13 protein-coding genes are annotated in these 18176 nt (G+C 71.2%); 4 read left to right on the plus strand and 9 right to left on the minus strand.

Annotation, left to right across the window (positions count from 1 at the left end):
* Positions 1–53: 53 nt before the first annotated feature.
* Positions 54–503: a hypothetical protein gene (locus tag ACTOQ3_RS15355; protein ID WP_440084052.1), complete on the minus strand. Its 450-nt coding sequence runs from the start codon at positions 501–503 to the stop codon at positions 54–56.
* A gap of 136 nt (positions 504–639) precedes the next feature.
* Between ACTOQ3_RS15355 and ACTOQ3_RS15360 the strand changes: the two genes are divergently transcribed.
* Both ACTOQ3_RS15360 and ACTOQ3_RS15365 read left to right on the plus strand, forming a co-directional pair.
* Positions 640–1233, plus strand: a complete 594-nt coding sequence (locus ACTOQ3_RS15360; protein WP_440084053.1) for a DUF2249 domain-containing protein — start codon at positions 640–642, stop codon at positions 1231–1233.
* Positions 1230–2135 carry a methyltransferase domain-containing protein gene (locus tag ACTOQ3_RS15365; RefSeq protein ID WP_440084054.1) on the plus strand — a complete coding sequence of 302 codons (906 nt, stop codon included), beginning with the start codon at positions 1230–1232 and terminating at the stop codon, positions 2133–2135. The genes ACTOQ3_RS15360 and ACTOQ3_RS15365 overlap by 4 nt, the downstream gene beginning before the upstream one ends.
* Before the next feature lie 143 nt (positions 2136–2278).
* On the opposite strand, the gene ACTOQ3_RS15370 is transcribed toward ACTOQ3_RS15365, so the two are convergent.
* From ACTOQ3_RS15370 to ACTOQ3_RS15390, 5 genes are read right to left on the minus strand one after another with little or no spacing between them, the layout of a single operon-like run.
* Positions 2279–3865 (minus strand): acyl-CoA synthetase, encoded by a 1587-nt coding sequence (locus ACTOQ3_RS15370; RefSeq protein WP_440084055.1) that lies wholly within the window; start codon positions 3863–3865, stop codon positions 2279–2281.
* A 19-nt stretch (positions 3866–3884) separates the two neighbouring features.
* Positions 3885–5036: a thiolase domain-containing protein gene (locus ACTOQ3_RS15375; protein ID WP_440084056.1), complete on the minus strand. Its 1152-nt coding sequence runs from the start codon at positions 5034–5036 to the stop codon at positions 3885–3887.
* Between the two features lie 2 nt (positions 5037–5038).
* Positions 5039–6070 carry a thiolase domain-containing protein gene (locus ACTOQ3_RS15380; RefSeq protein WP_440084057.1) on the minus strand — a complete coding sequence of 344 codons (1032 nt, stop codon included), beginning with the start codon at positions 6068–6070 and terminating at the stop codon, positions 5039–5041.
* A complete protein-coding gene (locus tag ACTOQ3_RS15385; RefSeq protein ID WP_440084058.1) occupies positions 6071–6982 on the minus strand; it encodes a Zn-ribbon domain-containing OB-fold protein in 912 nt (303 codons plus the stop codon).
* Positions 6972–8522 (minus strand): acyl-CoA synthetase, encoded by a 1551-nt coding sequence (locus tag ACTOQ3_RS15390; RefSeq protein WP_440084059.1) that lies wholly within the window; start codon positions 8520–8522, stop codon positions 6972–6974. Before ACTOQ3_RS15390 ends, ACTOQ3_RS15385 begins: the two co-directional genes overlap by 11 nt.
* A 321-nt stretch (positions 8523–8843) precedes the next feature.
* Here ACTOQ3_RS15390 and ACTOQ3_RS15395 point away from each other — a divergent pair, with 321 nt between their 5' ends.
* Together ACTOQ3_RS15395 and ACTOQ3_RS15400 are read left to right on the plus strand one after the other, a co-directional pair.
* On the plus strand, positions 8844–9659 hold the full coding sequence (locus ACTOQ3_RS15395; protein ID WP_440084060.1) for a crotonase/enoyl-CoA hydratase family protein: 816 nt from the start codon (positions 8844–8846) through the stop codon (positions 9657–9659).
* A 474-nt stretch (positions 9660–10133) separates the two neighbouring features.
* Positions 10134–11360 (plus strand): cysteine desulfurase-like protein, encoded by a 1227-nt coding sequence (locus ACTOQ3_RS15400; protein WP_440084061.1) that lies wholly within the window; start codon positions 10134–10136, stop codon positions 11358–11360.
* Positions 11361–11499: 139 nt separating this feature from the next.
* Here the strand turns inward: ACTOQ3_RS15400 and ACTOQ3_RS15405 are convergent, their stop codons facing one another.
* The 3 genes from ACTOQ3_RS15405 to ACTOQ3_RS15415 all read right to left on the minus strand — a co-directional run bounded on the left by ACTOQ3_RS15405 (position 11500) and on the right by ACTOQ3_RS15415 (position 18141).
* Positions 11500–14811, minus strand: a complete 3312-nt coding sequence (locus ACTOQ3_RS15405; RefSeq protein ID WP_440084062.1) for a family 16 glycoside hydrolase — start codon at positions 14809–14811, stop codon at positions 11500–11502.
* 342 nt (positions 14812–15153) lie between these two features.
* Entirely contained in the window at positions 15154–16887 is a 1734-nt protein-coding gene (locus ACTOQ3_RS15410; protein ID WP_440084063.1) for a hypothetical protein, read from the minus strand.
* Between the two features lie 138 nt (positions 16888–17025).
* Positions 17026–18141 carry an NAD(P)H-dependent flavin oxidoreductase gene (locus ACTOQ3_RS15415; RefSeq protein WP_440084064.1) on the minus strand — a complete coding sequence of 372 codons (1116 nt, stop codon included), beginning with the start codon at positions 18139–18141 and terminating at the stop codon, positions 17026–17028.
* Positions 18142–18176: the final 35 nt, after the last annotated feature.

Genomic DNA, 18176 nt, shown 5'->3' on the forward strand with positions numbered 1-18176 from the left:
CCCCATCTCCCCTCCAGCCCTCCCCGGACCGGGAACCCGCACGCGGGGGGCGTTCAGCTCATCAGGAGCACGACCCCGGCGACGAGCAGGGCGACGACCTTGACGACCTCCAGGGCGATGTAGGCGTGGTGGCCCTTCGAGCGCGGCGCGTCCCGGCCGGCGAGGATGCGGTCGGATCTGCGCGCCAGCCGTGGCCGTACCACCGCCAGTTGCACGGCCAGGGTCAGGACCGCGACCGCCGCCGGGGTGACGGCGCCGGACGGCGGAAGGCTGGAGACGACGGCGGTCTCGACCGCCAGCACGCTCAGGAGCACGGTGGCGAGCACGGCCTCGACCGTGTTGAGGGCGCGGAAGACCAGCCGTCCGATGCCGAGCCCGATCTTCGTGGTCACACCGGGAGCACGGAACTTCAGCGGCGCCTCCAGGAAGGAGATCGCCAGCACCATGCCGAGCCAGACGAACGTCACGGCGGCGCCGATGGCGAACGCCTGCATCTCGGTCATGACGTGCCCTCCACCGGCCGCTCCTCCACGCGGGCCCAGTCAGGCACGGCCACACACGGCTGTCCGATCATATGGGTCATGGACTTGAGTTTATACAAAATCCAGTTGTATAAATAGGGGGACGAGAGGAAAAACCATGAACGACCAGGAACTTGACGTACGCCCCCTGAGCAAGCCCGACAAGCATCCGACGATCTTCGCGACCTACGGGGCCCTCGCCGTCGGCGACTCCTTCGTGCTGGTCAACAACCACGATCCCCGGCACCTGCGCGACGAGTTCGACGCCGAGCACCCCGGCGGCTACAGCTGGGACTATCTCGACAAGGGCCCCAAGACCTGGCGGATCCGGATCACCAAACTGGCCGCCACCCCGCTGCCCCGCGTCCTGCACGACACCGGCACGGTCACCCCTGGCGTGACCGGCGCGGCCTGGAAACTGGAGATGCGCGAGCGCGACCTGGACGCCAACGTCATCCAGCTCGCCCCGGAGGCCACCATCGACGCGCACACCGGCCCGGATCTCGACGTCCTCCTGCACGTCCTGCACGGCACCGGCCGGCTCACCACCGAACTCGACACCCTGGACCTGCGGCCCGGCGCGCTGGTGTGGCTGCCCAGGCGCTCCCGGCGCGCCTTTACCGCCGGACCGGACGGGCTGGGCTACCTCACCGTCCACCGCAGCCGCCAGGCTCTGGTGCTGGAGCCCGTCGTCGGAGGCCCCGCCCGATGACCACGGTCCCGCCTCCGCCCCCGCTCGGGTCGCGGGCGACCGGCCCCGGACCACGGGCGGGCGACCCGAAACCACCGGCAACCGGCCCCGAACCACGGACGGCCGGCCGGGCATCCCTGCCGGGTGACCGCGCCGACGGCGACGCGCCGGGCCACTCCCTCCTCGCCCGCCTCGGCAAACGCGTCCTGCGCCCCGGCGGCGCCGAACTCACCCGGGTCCTCCTGGCCCGGGCGGGGATCACCGGTGCCGACGTGGTCGAGCTCGCCCCAGGGCTCGGGCGTACCGCGCGGGAGATCCTCGACCGGCACCCGCGCTCCTACCTCGGCGTCGAGCAGGACCCGGCGGCGGTGGCCGCGGCCGGCAGCGTCGTCGCCGGGCACGGCAGCGTCGTCCTCGGCAACGCCGCCGCCACCGGGCTGCCCGACGCCTCGGCCGACGTGGTGATCGGCGAGGCCATGCTCACCATGCGGGGCGACCGGGCGAAACACGCCGTCGTCGCCGAGGCCGCCCGCCTGCTGCGCCCCGGCGGCCGCTACGCCGTCCACGAACTCGGGCTCACTCCCGACCCGCTGCCCGAGGCGGCCAAGACGGGCATCCGCCAGGCTCTCGCCCGGGCCGTCAAGGTCAACGCCCGCCCTCAGACGATCACCGAATGGCGGTCCCTGCTCCAGGCGCACGGACTGGTCGTCGAGCGGGTCGACACCGCGCCCATGGCCCTGCTGCGGCCACGGCGGATCATCGCCGACGAGGGCCCGCTCGGCGCGCTGCGCTTCATCCGGAACCTGCTCGCCAATCCCGACGCCCGCCGACGCGTCCTCGCCATGCGCCGCACCTTCCGGCTGCACCGCGACCACCTGATCGCCGTCACCGTCATCGCCAGAAAACCCTTGCCGGACCCCTGACCGCCGTCGCCGTCATCGCTGGAAAACCACCGCCGGACCCCCGACCGCCGTCGCCCTCGTCGCCCGAAGAACCACCGCCGGGCCCCTGACCGCTCATCGGCTCGCCAGGGGACACGGGGAGGCGGGTGACATCGGGAGGACCGTCAGGAACGGGCGGCCTCGGCGGTCGTCCTGGCCCAGCGGTAGTCGGCCTTGCCCGCCGGGGAGCGGACCATCTCGTCGACGAAGGCGAAGGTCCTGGGCACCTTGTAGCCGGAGATCTTCTCCCGGCAGTGGGCCTCCAGTTCCTCGGCCGTCGGCGCCGTGCCGGGGCGCGGCTCGATCACCGCCGCCACCCGGTTGCCCCACCGCTCGTCCGGGATGCCGGTCACGACCGCGTCGAAGACCGCCGGGTGGCCCTTGAGCACCGCCTCGACCTCCTCGGGGAAGACCTTCTCCCCGCCGGTGTTGATGCAGGCGGAGCCCCGGCCGAAGATCGCGATGGTGCCGTCCTCCTCGACCTTGGCGATGTCGCCGGTCAGCAGCCAGCGGACCCCGTCCCCGTCCGTCACGAAGGTGCGGGCCGTCTTGGCCTCGTCCTTGTAGTAGCCGGAGGCGATGCGGCCGCTCCTGGCCACGGTGCCCAGCTCGTCCGAGCCGGGCTTGACCGGTTCCAGGACCTCGTTGAGCACGGCCAGGCGGGCGTGGGGGTTCGGCTGGTAGCGCAGCCCCGACTCGGGCGAGGAGCCGGGAACCGCCGAGGCGGTGTAACCGGACTCGGTGGAGCCGAAGCTGTCGATGATCATCTTGCCGGGCAGCAGCTCCTCCAGCCGCTCGCGCACCGAACCGCTGAGGATCGCGCCGGTGGAGCTCAGCGCGAACAGGGAGGACAGGTCGTAGGCGCCGGTGGCGATCTCCTCGACCAGCGGCCGGGCCATCGCGTCCCCGGTGATGTTGAGCGTCAGGACCCTCTCCCGCTCGATCGTCCGCAGCACCTCGGCCGCGTCGAACTTGCGGACGTACGCGATCGTGCCGCCCATGCACCAGGTGATGAACGTGCCCATCTGGGCGGCGCCGTGCATCAGGGGGGCCGCGGCCAGCATGGTCATCTCGCCCGCGGCGGCGGCCGCCTCGATCACCTCGCCCGGGGTGGCGCGCGGCTCGCCGTAGGGGTTGCCGCCGCCGAAGGCGAAGAACAGGTCCTCGGTACGCCACATCACGCCCTTGGGCATGCCGGTCGTGCCGCCGGTGTAGATGATGTAGAGATCGTCGCCCGAGCGCTCGGGGAACCCGCGCGTCTCCGGCTGCCCGGCCAGCGCCTCCTCGTACGGCACCGCGCCCTCGACCCGGGACGGTCCCCCCACCGCGATCAGGTGTTCCAGGAGGGGGGCGTCCGGGGCCGTGGCCGCCACCCGGGCGTCGAACTCCACGTCGAACAGCAGGGCCACGATGTCGGAGTCCCGGTAGAGGTAGAGCAGCTCCGCCTCGACGTAGCGGTAGTTCACGTTGACCGGCACCGCCCGGATCTTGAGGGCGGCCAGCAGACCTGCCACGTACTCGACGCCGTTGTACAGGTGGATCCCGACGTGCTGCCCGGGGCGCACGCCCCTGCTCTGGAGGAAGTGGGCGAGCCGGTTGGCGTGCGCGTCCAGCTCGGCGTAGGTCACGCGCCGGTCGCCGCAGACGACGGCCGTGCGGTCCCCGATCGCGTCGGCGAGTCCTTCGAACAGATCCGCGTGGTTGAACTCCATTCGCACCCCTCCTGGGGGATCAGGGTTTGTCGCTGCCGACCATCCACATCGCGAAGAACTGCGCGCCTCCCCCGTACGCGTGCCCGAGGGCCCGCCTGGCGCCGTCCACCTGGTGCTCCCCCGCCATCCCCCGCACCTGGAGCGCCGCCTCGGCGAACCGGATCAGCCCGGAGGCGCCGATCGGGTTGCTCGACAGCACGCCGCCCGAGGCGTTCCACGGGATGTCGCCGTCCAGGGCGGTGGCCCCGGACTCGGTGAGCTTCCAGCCCTCCCCCTCGGCGGCGAAGCCGAGGTTCTCCAGCCACATCGGCTCGTACCAGGAGAAGGGCACGTACACCTCCGCCACGTCGATCTCCCGGCGCGGGTCGGTGATCCCGGCCTGCCGGTAGACGTCGGCCGCGCAGTCCTTGCCGCCCTGCGGGTTCACGGTGTCGCGGCCCGCACGGAAGATCGGCTCGGAGCGCATCGCGGTGCCGAGGACCCAGGCGGGGGTGCTGCCGGTGAGCTTGTCCTCCGCGGCCAGCACCATCGCGCAGGCGCCGTCGGAGGACGGGCAGGTGTCGAGGTAGCGGATCGGCTCCCAGAGCATCGGGGTCGACTCGACCATCTTCTGGTCGATGCCGGGGATCTTGAGGTGCGCGTACGGGTTCTTCAGCGCGTTGAGCCGGTCCTTGACGGCCACCAGGTGGCCGACATGCCCGGGGGCGCCGGAGCGGCGGATGTACTCGCGGATGTGCGGGGCGAAGTAGCCGCCCGCGCCGACGACCAGCGAGGCGCTGAACGGCAGGTGGGTGGACAGGGCCCAGGTCGCGTTGGACTCCGACTGCTTCTCGAACGCCACCACCAGCACCCGGTCGTGCACGCCGCCCTGGATCAGCGAGGCGCCGACGAGCGCGGTGGACCCGCCGACCGAGCCCGCCGTGTGCACCCGCATCATCGGCTTGCCCGCGGCGCCCAGCGCGTCGGCGAGGTAGGCCTCGGGCATCATCACGCCCTCGAACAGGTCGGGCGCCTTGCCGATGACGACCGCGTCGATGTCCTTCCAGGTCAGGCCCGCGTCCTCCAGCGCGCGCAGGGCCGCCTCGCGGACCAGCCCGGCGAGGGAGACGTCGCGCCGCTTGGTCGTGTAGTGAGTCTGGCCGACACCGATGACCGCGCAGGGGTTGCCCATCTCTAAGCCTCCATCACGGTGACGAGGTTGTGCTGGAGGCAGGGGCCGCTCGTGGCGTGCCCGAGGGCGCGGCCCGCGGTGCCGTCCATGATGCGCCCGGCCGCCTCGCCGATCCTGATGAGGCCGGTGGCCATGACCGGGTTCGCGGCGAGGGGGCCGCCGCTCGGGTTGACGCGCGTGCCCTCGGGGAGCTCCAGCGCCTCGCGCAGGATGAGCTCCTCGTGGCTGAACTGGACGTGCAGCTCGGCCACGTCGACGTCACCCTTGCCGGCCCCCGCCGCGCGTGCGGCGTCGGCGGCGGAGGCCGACCGGGCGAGGTCCCTCATGCCCAGGTAGTGCGGCTCTATACGGTGGGCGATCCCCGTTATCCACGCGGGGCGCTCGCACAGCTCCCTGGCCAGGTCACCGGCCGCCAGCACCACCGCGGCGGCGCCGTCGGTGATCGGGGCGATGTCGTACGGCCGCAGCGGCGCGACCTCCGCCTCCTCCGCAGTGGGATCCGGGATGGGGTCCGGCAGGTCGAGAGCGTACGGGTTGGCCCTGCCGTCGGCGCGGCTGCGCCGCACGATCTCGTCCAGCTCGGCCCGGTCCGCCCCGGTGGCCGACGCCTGCAGCGCGGCGAAGGAGACCTGGTCCAGCCCGAGGGGGGCCAGGTAGTACGGGTCCAGCTGGAGCGTCATGATCTCCCGCAGGTCCCCCTGGGACGACTTGCCGAAGCCGTAGACCAGGGCCGAGTCGACGTCGCCGTGCTGGAGCCTGACCCAGGCCTCGTACAGCGCCCAGGCCGCGTCCATCTCGACGTGGCTCTCCGAGATCGGCGGCCAGGCGCCGAGCGCGTCGAGCGCGGAGACGAACGAGAACGGCGCGCCCGCCAGGTAGTCGCACGACCCCGAGCAGGTGAAACCGAATTTCCGCAGCCCGGTGGCGGCCCTCACCTCCTCCAGCGGGGGCAGGATGAGCTCGGCCTCGCTCTGTCCCTCGTCGACGGCACTGTGCCGGGTCTGCGCGAACGCGACGACCGCTATCTCCCGCATCTACAGCTCCGCGTCCGGCTCGCCGGTGGGGGCGAACCACTTGATGTTCGACATGGACATCGTCCGCTCCTCCTCGGGCACCCACACGGCCCGCACCCGCATGCCCTGGCGCACCTCGTGGGCCGGGATCCCGCCGACCAGGGCGATCATCGGGATGTCGGTGCCGTCGAGCTGGATGTACGCCGAGACGAACGGCACCTCGGGGGCCCGCGGGTCGGGCAGGTTGTTGATGGCGAAGGTGGTGATCGTGCCGGTGTCCGGGACGACCACCTCCTCGCTGACCGCCACCCCGCACTCGGGGCAGGACAGCCGGTAGGGCACGTAGACCTTGTGGCAGGTGCCGCACCGGCAGCCGATGAGGACGCCCTCGGCGACCCCCTCCAGGAAGCGGGTCAGCGCCAGGCCCGGCGTCACGGTGTACTCGGCGCTGACCTCGGAGACGATCCTGGTGACCTCGGGGACGAAGCTCTCGATGTCGGTGACGTGCCCGGTGCGCCCGGCCCGCCAGCGGGGACGTACCCGCAGCCCGGGACGCATCGCCCTGACGTCCCCGGCGTCCACCGCGTGCACCAGCGAGGTGTCGGCGCCGTCCAGCCGGATGAGGGCCCAGGCGAACGGCCGGTCCAGCGGGTGGTTCTTCCTCGGGGTGGTCACCCACGCCCAGCTCTCGACGGTGCCGGCCGGGCCGACCTCGACGAACTCGCCGGTCACCGCGTCGCCGGTCTCCGGGTCGTACTCCAGCGGCGGCACCAGCGTGCGCCCGCCCGCCGTGCGGACCCCGACGAGCCGCCCGTCCCGCAGCTCGGTGAGGAAGCGCCCGATCACCGGTCCCGTCGTGCGCGTGTATCCGCCGGGGAACTCCAGCACGTGCCGCGCCCGCAGCGGCGCCCGGGTGTCTTCGCTAGATGGCACGTTCGTGTCCCTCCCAGTACGGGTCACGCAGCTTGCGTTTGAGGAGCTTGCCGTTGGGTTCGCGGGGCATCTCCGCGATGAAGTCGACGGACTTCGGCCACTTCATCCTCGACAGGCGGCCCCGCAGCGACTCGACGAGCTCGGCCGCCAGCTCGGGCGAGGGGACGACGCCGGCCGCGGGCTCGACCACGGCCTTGATCTGCTCGCCCCACTCCTCGTCGGGGATGCCGAACACGGCCACATCGGCGATCTTGGGGTGGACCATCAGCTCGTTCTCGATCTCGGCCGGGTAGATGTTGGTCCCGCCGGAGATGATCATGTCGGCCTTGCGGTCGCAGAGGAAGAGGAAGCCCTCCTCGTCCAGGTAGCCGATGTCGCCGACGGTGAAGTGGTCGCGCAACCGGTTGGCCGCGGTCTTCGCCGGGTCGCCCTTGTACTCGAACTGGACGCCCATCATCTTCATGTAGATGGTGCCGGGGGTCCCCGTCGGCACGGGCTCCAGGTTCTCGTCCACGATGAGCAGCTCGCTGATCGGCCAGGCGGTGCCGACGGTGCCGGGGTGGCTCCTCCAGCCCTCCGGGGTGGCGATGGTGCCGCCGCCCTCGGTGGCCGCGTAGTACTCGTAGATGCAGTCGCCCCACCACTCCAACATGGCCCACTTGACGGGGACCGGGCAGGGGGCCGCGGCGTGGATCATCCATCTGAGCGAGGAGAGGTCGTACTTGGACCTCACGTCGGCGGGGAGCGCGAGCAGGCGCTTGAAGTGGGTGGGGACCATGTGCGAGTTGGTGACCCGGTACCTCTCGCAGAGCCGGAGCGTCTCCTCGGCGTCCCACCTGTCCATGTAGACGAGCGTGTGCCCCATCTGCAGGGCCGTCCCCCCGAACTGGGTGACGGCGGTGTGGTAGTTCGGCGAGGTGACCAGGTGGACGTTCTCCTTGCCCGGGGTGATGCCGAACAGGGTGAGCAGGAACGACATCAGCTCGGCGGCGTCGTCCGGGTCCAGGCCGCTGAGCGGGCGGCGCACGCCCTTGGGCTTGCCGGTGGTGCCGGAGGTGTAGTGCATGGTGGCGCCCGCCGTACGGTCGGCGGGGGCGGTGTCCGGTCGCCCGTCGGTCAGCTCCGCGGCGGACCGCACCCCCTCGACCCGCCCGAACGCGAAGACGCGCTCGGCGGCGATGCCCGACTCGGCGGCGCCGCGCAGTCCCTCCTCGGCGTAGCGCTCGTGGACGAAGAAGGCGCGCGCCTCGCTGTCGGCGACGATGTAGCCGATCTCGGGTCCGGTGAGGTGCCAGTTGATCGGCGTGTAGTACCAGCCGGCCTGCAGGGCGGCGAGGTAGAGGGTGAGCCCGTCGGAGCCGTTGGGCACGAGCCCGCAGATGCCGTCGCCCGCCTTGAGGCCGAGTTCCCTCAGGCCGTGGACGAGGCGGTTGGCACGGGCGAGCAGGTCGCCGGCGCGGTGTTCGGTGCCGTCCGGGTCGACGGCGGCCACCCACTCGGGGTCCGCCTGCGCCAATCTCCAGAAACCGAGCGTACCCATCGGAAATCCTCTCGGTTGGAAAGGCCCCGGCACGCCGGAGTGAATCACGTTCTCTTTATCGCGACAAGCCCTGGCGGAACGGGGTATTTAGAACAAGAATCTGTTCTTGTACGCATGGGCAGACTAACCCCGTGAGGTACGCCTAGCAAGCGCTTGACTGAGCACGGGCCCCGCCCTTTCAATGCAGGACCGGCATCCCCGGAAGGCGTCTCGCCCGGCGTCGCCGGAACCCCGGTCCCACCCCGGGCGGCCAGGCCGCGCGGGAACGATACGCATCCAGAATTTCCCATCAGCACCTGGTGAATCAACGGAGGTCGTCCCGTGGAACTCCTGCCGATCAGCACACCGCACTGCCGGGTCGAGCGCGACGGTCACGTCGTGGTCGTCACCATGGACCGGCCCGAGGCGAGGAACGCGCTCTCCACCGACATGCTGGTCGGTCTGGCCGACGCCTGGGCGTACGTCTCGGAGGAGCCCGAGGTCCGCGTCGCCGTGCTGACCGGCGCGCACGGGACGTTCTGCGCGGGCGCCGACCTGAAGGCCATGGGCAGCCCGTCGCAGGACGCCCGGGTCAGGGAGCGGGCCGCGGCCATCCCCGACTTCCACTGGAAGGGCCTGCTCCGCGACTCCGGCGCGCTGCCGACGAAGCCGATCGTCTGCGCGGTCGAGGGGTACGCCGTGGCCGGGGGCACCGAGCTGCTCGTCGGCACCGACATGCGGGTGGTCGCCGAGTCCGCCACCCTCGGCCTGTTCGAGGCCCGTCGCGCCCTCTTCCCCATGGGCGGCTCCGCGATCCGCCTGCCCCGCCAGATCCCGTACGCCTTCGCCATGGACATCCTGCTCACCGGCCGCGCCGTCACCGCGCGGGAGGCGCTGGCCATGGGCCTGGTCAACCGGGTCGTCCCCGACGGCGAGGCGCTGACGGCCGCCCTGGAGATCGCCGCCCAGATCGCCGAGTGCGGCCCCCTCGCCGTCCAGGCCATCCTCCGCGCCTACCGCGAGACCCTGGGCCTGCCCGAGGACGAGGCACTGAAGGTCTCCGACGCCATCGGCTGGCCGGTCATCGGCTCCGAGGACGCCAAGGAGGGCTCCCGGGCCTTCCGCGAGAAGCGCCCGGCCGCCTACCGGGGCGAATGACCTCTCTCGGTCTTCCCGCGCGGCGTGGCCCCGGGCCACCTACCGGGACCAGGTGTCAGGAACGCCCCGCGAGCCACCGAGACCGAAGTTCAGCCAGGTCGCAACGCCCGAACGAGATCAGCCACCAGAAGGGAGGCATACAGGGCGACGGTTTCAGGCTTGCCGTGTTCGGGAAATACCCTCATCTCCGCCGGCAGCGGAAACAGCTGATTTCCCGAACAGAGGGTCGCGGTGCGGCGCACCCGTCGTCCCGGTACGGTGTCCGTCTTGGCGTGTACGGTGCACACCCCGGCACGGGGACTCCTCCCGCCCCGAAATTCGGAACCCACCCGCGTACGACTCGCGCCTTCGACTCCGACCGCTCCGAGAACAAGAGACAAATCCGGCCGTGACCTTCTCCTCGTACCATGAAGATCCGACTCAAGGAACAAATCTGTTGAAAAGCTGATAGATCCGCATGATATTGGAGAATTCGTGACATACGACGTGGCGACCGTACGGGCGCGCTTTCCCGCGCTGGACGAGGGCGCGGCGCACTTCGACGGGCCGGGAGGCTCGCAGGTGCCCGAGCCGGTCGCGGAGGCCGTGGCCGGCGCGCTGCGGTCCGCCGTCTCCAACCGGGGGGTCGAGACCACCGCCGAGCGGCGCGCCGACGGGATCGTGACGGGGGCGCGCCGGGCGATGGCCGACCTGCTCGGCGGTACGCCGGGCGGCATCGTGTTCGGCCGCAGCATGACGCAGCTCACCTACGACATGGCCCGCGCGCTCGCCAGGGAGTGGCACCCCGGTGACGAGGTCGTGGTCACCACCCTGGACCACGACGCGAACATCCGGCCCTGGGTCCAGGCCGCCGAGGCGCGCGGGGTCACGGTGCGCTGGGCCGACTTCGACCCGGCGAGCGGCGAGCTGGACGTCGAGGCCGTCTCCGGCCTGCTCACCGGGCGCACCCGGCTGGTGGCCGTCACGGCCGCGTCGAACCTGCTGGGCACCCGCCCGGACGTCCCGGCGATCGCCGAGCGGGTGCACGAGGCCGGGGCGCTGCTCTACGTCGACGGCGTGCACCTGACGCCGCACAGCCTGGTCGACGTCGGACGGCTGGGCGCCGACTTCTACGCCTGCTCGCCGTACAAGTTCCTCGGCCCGCACCTGGGCGTGCTCGCCGCCGACCCCGGCCTGCTGGAGACCGTCCGCCCCGACAAGCTGCTCCCCTCCAGCGACGCGGTGCCCGAGCGCTTCGAGCTGGGCACGCTGCCGTACGAACTGCTCGCCGGCACGACGGCGGCGGTCGACTTCCTCGCCGGCCTCGTGCCCGGCGAGGGGACCCGGCGCGAACGTCTGGCCCGCTCGATGGCCGCGCTGGAGGAGCACGAGCGGGTGATGCTCGACCGGCTCGACGCCGGTCTGGCCGGGATCGCCGGGGTGACCTTCCACGGCGCGGCGTCGCGCAGCCGTACCCCCACGACGCTGTTCTCCGTCGACCACGTCAGGCCGGCCGACGCCTACCGCTTCCTGGCCGAGCGCGGCGTCAACGCTCCCGCGAGCAGCTTCTACGCGCTGGAGTGCTCCCGCCGCCTGGGCCTCGGCGATACCGGGGCGATCCGGGCCGGGATCGCGCCGTACACCGACGAGTCCGACGTGGACAGGCTCCTCAAGGGCGTCCAGGAGCTGGCCGGGGAGGCGGTACGGCCCGAGCCGGCGTGAACGGCACCGCCACGGACGGAGCCGGGTTCCGGATCGCGCCGGTGGCCGTGTCGGGAACGCGGCGGCCAGGAGCGGCGTGCTCATGGCCCGACAGGCCGGCCACGCGCGAAGGGCGGGACGGCCTGCCGGCCGGATGAGGTCAGGAGACGGGTTCGATCCACACGTTGCGGAAGCGGGGATTCTCGCCGGGGTCACCGTGGTCCTGGAGGCGGATCCCGCCCGACGCCGCGCTCTCCGGGATGTTGTCGCCCGTGCCGCCGTCGATGGCCACGTCGTCGTGCACCACCACGCCGTTCCAGACGACCGTGACCCGCGCGTCGTCGACCTTCACTCCCGCGCTGGTGTGGCGGGCCGCGCGGAAGGTGATGTCGTAGGTCTGCCACGTTCCCGGGGCGGTGGCCATGTTGCGGTCGGGCGCGCGCTTGGAGTAGATCGAGCCCGCCTCGTTGGCGGCCGGCGTGGTGTCACCGTACGACTCGAGGACCTGAACCTCGTAGCGTTCCTGGAGGAAGACGCCGCTGTTGCCACGCTGCTGCCCGGTCACGTCCGGCGGGTAGTCCGGCTCGTACCACTCGACGTGGAGCTTGAAGTCGCCGAACGTCTGCCGGGTACGGATGTCGCCGCCATAGGACTCCACGAAGCCGTTCGCGACCGGCCAGGTCGCCGCCCCGCCGGCCCGTTTCTCCCACGCCGCCAGGCTGGACCCGTCGAACAGCGTGATCCGCTGCGCCTTCGACACGGTGATGTGGTCGAGGTTGACGTTGCCCGTGTCGCCGGAGTCGTACTTGTAGGCGATCGTGTTCGTGCCCCGGTTCAGGTTGAGCGGCTCCGTCTGGACTGCCCAGGTGTCCCAGCCGCCGGTGGCGGCCAGCCGCACCTGCCTGACCTTCTCGCCGTTGACGTACACGCTCACCGACCTGCCGGCGTCGGCCGCGTAGCGGAGCCCCACGTTGTGCGGGCCGGTCGAGTCCGACCACACGGAGAACGACGTGCTCGCGCCCTCGTTCCAGTAGCCGTCGACGAAGCCCTTGTGGGTGTAGCCCTGGTGGTTCTGGTTCGCCTTCGCGCCACCGCTCAGCGTGGCGTTCTCCGCCTCGAACACCCGTTGCGCGGCCACGGTGACGGAGTCGAGGTTGACGTTGCCCTTGTCGCCGCTGTCGAACCTGTAGGTGATGAGGTTGGCGCCTTCCCGCAAGGTGAGCGGTTCGACCCGGGTGGCCCACAGGTCCCAGGTCTCCGTGGTGGGCAGCGGAACCTGCCTGACCTTGGTCCCGTTGACGTACACGCTCAGGGATTTGGTGCCGGGCGCGGGGTGCGGGCCGTTGGAGTAGCGCAGGCCCACGTGGTACGTGCCGTCCCTGGCCACGTTCACGGCGAACTGCGTGGCCGCTCCCACGGCCTGGTAGCCGTCGACGAAGCCGCTTCCCGAGTAGCTCAGGTGGTCGGTGTTCAGCTTCGCGCCGCCGCTGTGCGAGGCGCTCTCCGCCTCGTACACGGTGTCCGTCTCCGGGCCGTCGACCATCGAGTTGAGGGTGTACCAGGCCTCGGTGCTCCACAGCGGCTGCCCCGATGCCGAGCTGAACGGACGCGGTGACCGCAGGTGCACCACGCGCCCCGGCTTGAGGCCCGCGATCTTGAGCGTGACCTTCTTCCCGTTGGAGGTCAGGTCCGCGGAGGTGACGGTCAGCGGCTCCTCGTCCACCTTGGGGCCGCCGTAGGTGGAGGACGCGGCGTACCGCCACTGGGTGGCCTGGTACTTGGTCGCCAGCGACGCGGCGGTCTCGGCCGACAGCGGCTGGGTGTACTCCAGCTCGAAGCCGTCCTTGATCGCCCGCATCTTCAGGATGTCGAAGGCCTTGTCGTCGCCGGGGGTCAGCTTCTGCAGCCCGTAGGTGAGCTTGCCCGTCTGGCCCCAGTTTCCGCCGGCGCCGAGACCTCCGGCGTAGATGGCGCCGTCGGGCCCCAGGCTGATCCGGTTGACCCCTGCCTCCAGGCCCTGGGTGAGGCGGAAGACCGCGCCCTGGTACTCGCCGTTGACCTTCTCCAGGAAGCCGCGCTGGAGCCCGCCGTAGGTGACGTCGCCGAACAACATCTGCCCCGCGAACCGGCCCTGCTTCACGAGCAGCGGCGTGCTGGGGGAGTTGGCGATCTCGTTGTGCGGCAGCCAGAGCACGGGCGCGCTCACGAGGTTGTTGTCGAACCGGCCGTCGGGGTTGGTGTAGTGGTTGAAGAACCGGCCTTCCTTGACGTGCACCAGTTTCGAGGCGGGCAGCCAGCCGCCCTGGTTGTCCATGACGAACAGGTCGTCGTTCGGACCCCAGCCGAGCCCGTTGGGCGTGCGCAGACCGCCGGCGACGTACTCGATCTCGCCGGTGGCCTTGTCGACCTTGATGGTCGTGCCCCTGTCCCGCGCCGGCTGCGGGTCGGTGGTGGCGCCGCCGTAGTTGATGGCGACGGAGAGGTTGATGTAGAAGTGGCCGTCGCGGTAGAGCATCCCGAACGCGAACTCGTGGAAGTTGCCGCCGAACGGCCAGGTCGCCACGGTCCTGAGGTTGTCGGCCACCTCGTCGCCGTTCGTGTCGTTCAGCTCCACCAGCCGGGACTTCTCCGACACGTAGAGCTTGCCGTCCACGTACTTGATGCCCATGGGCTCCTGGAGCCCGCCGGCGATCTTCTTGGTGGTCACCTGCGCGGGTGAGGTCTTGCCCGTGACGTTGTCGAGCAGGTAGACCTCGCCGAGCTTGGTCTCCGAGCCACCCCACGTGGCGATCGCCAGCCGGCCGTCGGGCAGCCAGTCCATCGCGGTCACCTGCGGCTGGAAACCGGCCGGTCGCAGGTCGGTGAGCGTGAAGTCAGGGTGTACCGACTCCAGCGGCAGCCCGTCGCCCGGCGAGTCGGCGCCGCTCTCGCACTCCTTGCGCCCGGGGGCGGTGACCCGCACCACGTCCGCGTCCGTGCTCAGCACCGAGTTCGGCACGAGGGTGAACTCCGAGGATCCGGGTGGTTTCCACTCCAGCTTGAGCTGCTGGCCGTACAGGTGCTCGAAGTGGTCGACGCGCAACGCGTGGTAGCCGGCGGTCAGGGTGATCGTGCCGTCCACGGCGATCGGCCCGTGCCGCCCGTCGTTGGTGATCACGACGGTGTCGTCGATGCGCAGCCGGGAGCCGTCGTCGCTGGTGAGCCGGAACTCGTACGTGCCCGCGGCGGCGATGGAGATGTTGCCGACGGCCTCGGTGACGAACATGTCGGTCAGGCCGAAGTCGGCGTCGGAGACCCAGTCGACCGTGGGCATCAGCTTGTCCACGTTGGGTGTCTGACCGGGCTTGAGCGTGCAGAGCTTGGACAGTTCGACCTGGACGTCGTAGGTGCGCAGGGTGACGCCCGGCTCCTGCGGCGGCACCGCCGCGCGCGCCTGAGCGGGGACGACGACCCATGAGAGTGCGGTGAGCACTGAGACGGATAACAGGGGCAATTTCCGCATGGCCGGTCCCATCTCGGTGAGGGTGCCGCGTTCGGCGCGGCGTGGGGGTGCGGCATCGCCGATACGACTGGTCGAATGGCGGATGCCGGGTCTTGTTCGATGTGACACGGAGGGGCTAACGCTGCTCTGGGCCGTAATATAAAATAAGATCTTCCGCTTGCCCATACCTTTTTGCCACAAATCGACGAAAGTCGTGACCTTTCAGACAGAAGGGTGCGACGCCGCGGCACCGCCCGCGAGGAGCGCAGGGCGACCGCGGATCCGCCGGCGGCCTGCCGTGCCGGTGACCGAATCGGGTGCGGCTCTTCTCGTCTAGCGCGGGACCGGGCCGCCGAAGAGGCCGCCGATGACGCAGACCTGGGTCTCGGCCGACAGGATCTCCAGTCGTACGGAGGCGCCGGGGGCCGTGAAGGGGATGTGGATCCTGCCGGTTCCCTGCTCGAAGACGACCTCGGTCTCCTGCTTCCCGACGCGTACGTAGGCCGCCGTCCGGGCGGTGGAGCGGTAGTCCAGGCCGAGGACGACCATGCCGCCCTTGTGCGAGAGGGGAACCGAGATCACGCCGCCCCGCTGGGGGAAGCAGCCTCCGGGGGCGGCGACGTAGGGGCCGGCGAGACGGGCCGGGACGAGACGGCGCCCGGTGCGGTCGAGCACGAGCGGGGCGGCGGCCGGCCGGGGGTTGCGCATGAGGGCGGCCAGCTCGGGCGGGGCCAGCGGACTGAGGGTGAGGTTGCTGAGGCCCTCGTCCCCGTACCCGAAGCCGAACTGGTCGTAGGGGGTCTGCTGGGGGTAGACGTCACTGCCCGGCGGGGCGGCGGCCAGCGTGGCCCGCACCGAGGCGAGGTAGGAGCGGATCTCGGCCCGGCCCGGCTCCGTCCCCGTCACGTATCTGTGCGCGGAGTAGACGGAGCAGGCGGCGACCCCGGCCGCCAGCAGCGCGCAGGCGGTCCTGACGGCGGCGCGGGCCGGGATCCGCCTGCGGTACGGGCGCGCCTCGCCCAGCAGCGGGAGCATCGCCAGCGCCAGGCAGAGGGCGATCACCGGGGTCACGTCCGCGAGGTAGCGGGCCTCCTCCCCCAGGGCGCGGTCCAGGGAGCGTCCGGCCAGGATCGGCACCATGAGGAGGGGCGGATAGACGGCGAGGATCAGCCACGCCTTCCACGCCCCGCGCCGGAAGAACAGGGTGACGGCGACGACCACCGCGACGAGCAGCCAGGCGGCGCCGATCATCAGTTGCGGCGGGACCGCGTAGAACTTGTACCACCAGGGTCCGGGGCCCCCGGCCGCGAGCACGGGGAGGGTGACACCCAGCATCCGCGCCATGGCCCGGCCCGCCACCTCCGACGCGGGCGCCCCGATGGTCTGGCCGTGCAGGCGGTCGAGCTGCAGGACGAACAGGACCGAGTAGGCGCCCGCCATGACCGCGTACGCGCCGAACACGACCGCCAGGGAGCGCAGGCGCTCGCGGACCGGGAAGTACAGGACCGTGACCAGGACGAGCAGCAGGGGGATGGCGAAGACGGCCTTGAGGTGGAAGGAGCCGAGCCCGAACAGGAACCACAGCCCCGTCACGACCGCGTCCACGCCACGCCCCGACCGCAGGAACGTCACGTGGGAGGCGACCGCCATCGCGATGGCGACCTGCAGCGGCAGGGCCTGGACCGCCGCCGCCCACCAGTAGAAGGCGGGCAGGGCGAGCGGCGTGAACAGGTAGAGGGACAGGGGCGCCAGGATCGCCCAGCGGGCCCCGAACAGCACGCGCAGCATGCGGTACACGGCGAGCGAGGCGGCGAGCTGGAAGAGCAGCAGCGCCGCCGCGGTCACCGTCCAGTTGTACGCGCCGAGCGAGGTGACGACCTTGTTGGCGATCATCCCGACCGGCATCACGTGCGCGGAGTAGACGCCGAAGAGGTAGTCGAGCCCGAACGGCTCGGCCGCGGCCCGGCCCACCATGTTGAGGTCGTCGCCGAAGAAGCCGCCCCGGTGCAGGACCACGGCCCGCCAGACCAGCTGGGCCGCGACGAGAACGAGCGCGACGCCGAACACCCGCCGGCTCCCGGGAAAGGGCCGGGAAGCCCTCGCCAGAGGATCGGGGGCACGGTCGGTGACCTGGGGCGACGCCATCATTCTCCAAACTCATCGGCTCTGATGAGTTCTTAGCCCATTCGTCCAGGTATGAGCTACCTACTCGCCGGTAATGCGGCCCAATCGTTCCATTGCCTCGACATACTGCTCGATCATGCCGAAGACGACGTCCCTGGTGGACCTGACCTGGTTCATCGTGCCGATGATCTGCCCGGCGGGGAAGGTCGCCAGCTCGGTCGCGTCGGAGCGGCCGATCCGGCGGAGCGCCTCGGAGATCAGCATGAACTGCAGCGGCATCGGGAGCGTGCCGGGCGACTCCTGGGACTCCCAGGCGTCGGTCCACTCGTTCTTGAGCAGCCGCGCGGGCTTGCCGGTCCAGGACCGCGAGCGCACGGTGTCGCGCGAGGTGGCCGCCAGGATGCGCCGCTTGACCACCTCGGAGGTGTCGGCCTCCTCCACGGCGAGCCAGATCGACCCCGTCCACACGCCCTCGGCGCCGAGCGCGAGCCCGGCCGCCATCTGGCGGCCGTCGCCGATGCCGCCCGCGGCCAGTACGGGGACGTCGACGGCGTCCACGACCTGCGGGATGAGGACCATCGTGGAGATCTCCCCGGTGTGCCCGCCCGCCTCGGTGCCCTGGGCCACGACGATGTCCACGCCGACCTCGACCTGCTTGACGGCGTGCCGGGGGGTGGAGGCGAGCGCGGCGACCTTCACGCCCTTGGCGTGGGCCTGGTCGACCACGTCGGCGGGGGGCGGGCCCAGCGCGTTGGCGAGCAGCGCGATCGGGTGCCGGAGGGCCACCTCGACCTGCGGGCGGGCGGTGGCGTCGGTCCAGCCGAGCAGCACCCTCCCCGCGTCCGCGTCGGCCGACAGTTGCGGCACGCCGTGGGCGGCGAGCAGGCCGTCGACGAAGTCCCGGTGCCCCTGGGGGATCATCCCCTGGAGCCGTCCCACGAGGTCCTCGGGGGAGTCGACGCCGAGGTCGGAGCCCGCGTACGAGGCGGGCATGACCACGTCGACGCCGTACGGCTTGCCGTCGACGTGGTCGTCGATCCACTTGAGCTCCATTTCGAGCTCCTCGGGGGTGAAGTAGAGGGCGCCGAGCACGCCCATCCCCCCCGCGCGGCTGACCTCGGCGACGACGTCACGGCAGTGACTGAACGCGAAGATCGGAAACTCTATCCCGAGCATGTCGGTAACACGTGTCCGCATACCACGACTGTACGACCGGCCGGGAACAAACTGCA

This window comes from Streptosporangium sp. LJ11 (assembly GCF_051918945.1).
Taxonomy (GTDB): Bacteria; Actinomycetota; Actinomycetes; order Streptosporangiales; family Streptosporangiaceae; genus Streptosporangium.

Coding starts and splice junctions, on each gene's coding strand:
- ACTOQ3_RS15390 (WP_440084059.1), bottom strand. CDS start 8,522: ATGGGTACGCTCGGTTTCTGGAGATTGGCGCAGGCGGACCCCGAGTGG.
- ACTOQ3_RS15415 (WP_440084064.1), bottom strand. CDS start 18,141: ATGCGGACACGTGTTACCGACATGCTCGGGATAGAGTTTCCGATCTTC.
- ACTOQ3_RS15375 (WP_440084056.1), bottom strand. CDS start 5,036: ATGGGCAACCCCTGCGCGGTCATCGGTGTCGGCCAGACTCACTACACG.
- ACTOQ3_RS15360 (WP_440084053.1), top strand. CDS start 640: ATGAACGACCAGGAACTTGACGTACGCCCCCTGAGCAAGCCCGACAAG.
- ACTOQ3_RS15380 (WP_440084057.1), bottom strand. CDS start 6,070: ATGCGGGAGATAGCGGTCGTCGCGTTCGCGCAGACCCGGCACAGTGCC.
- ACTOQ3_RS15355 (WP_440084052.1), bottom strand. CDS start 503: ATGACCGAGATGCAGGCGTTCGCCATCGGCGCCGCCGTGACGTTCGTC.
- ACTOQ3_RS15370 (WP_440084055.1), bottom strand. CDS start 3,865: ATGGAGTTCAACCACGCGGATCTGTTCGAAGGACTCGCCGACGCGATC.
- ACTOQ3_RS15365 (WP_440084054.1), top strand. CDS start 1,230: ATGACCACGGTCCCGCCTCCGCCCCCGCTCGGGTCGCGGGCGACCGGC.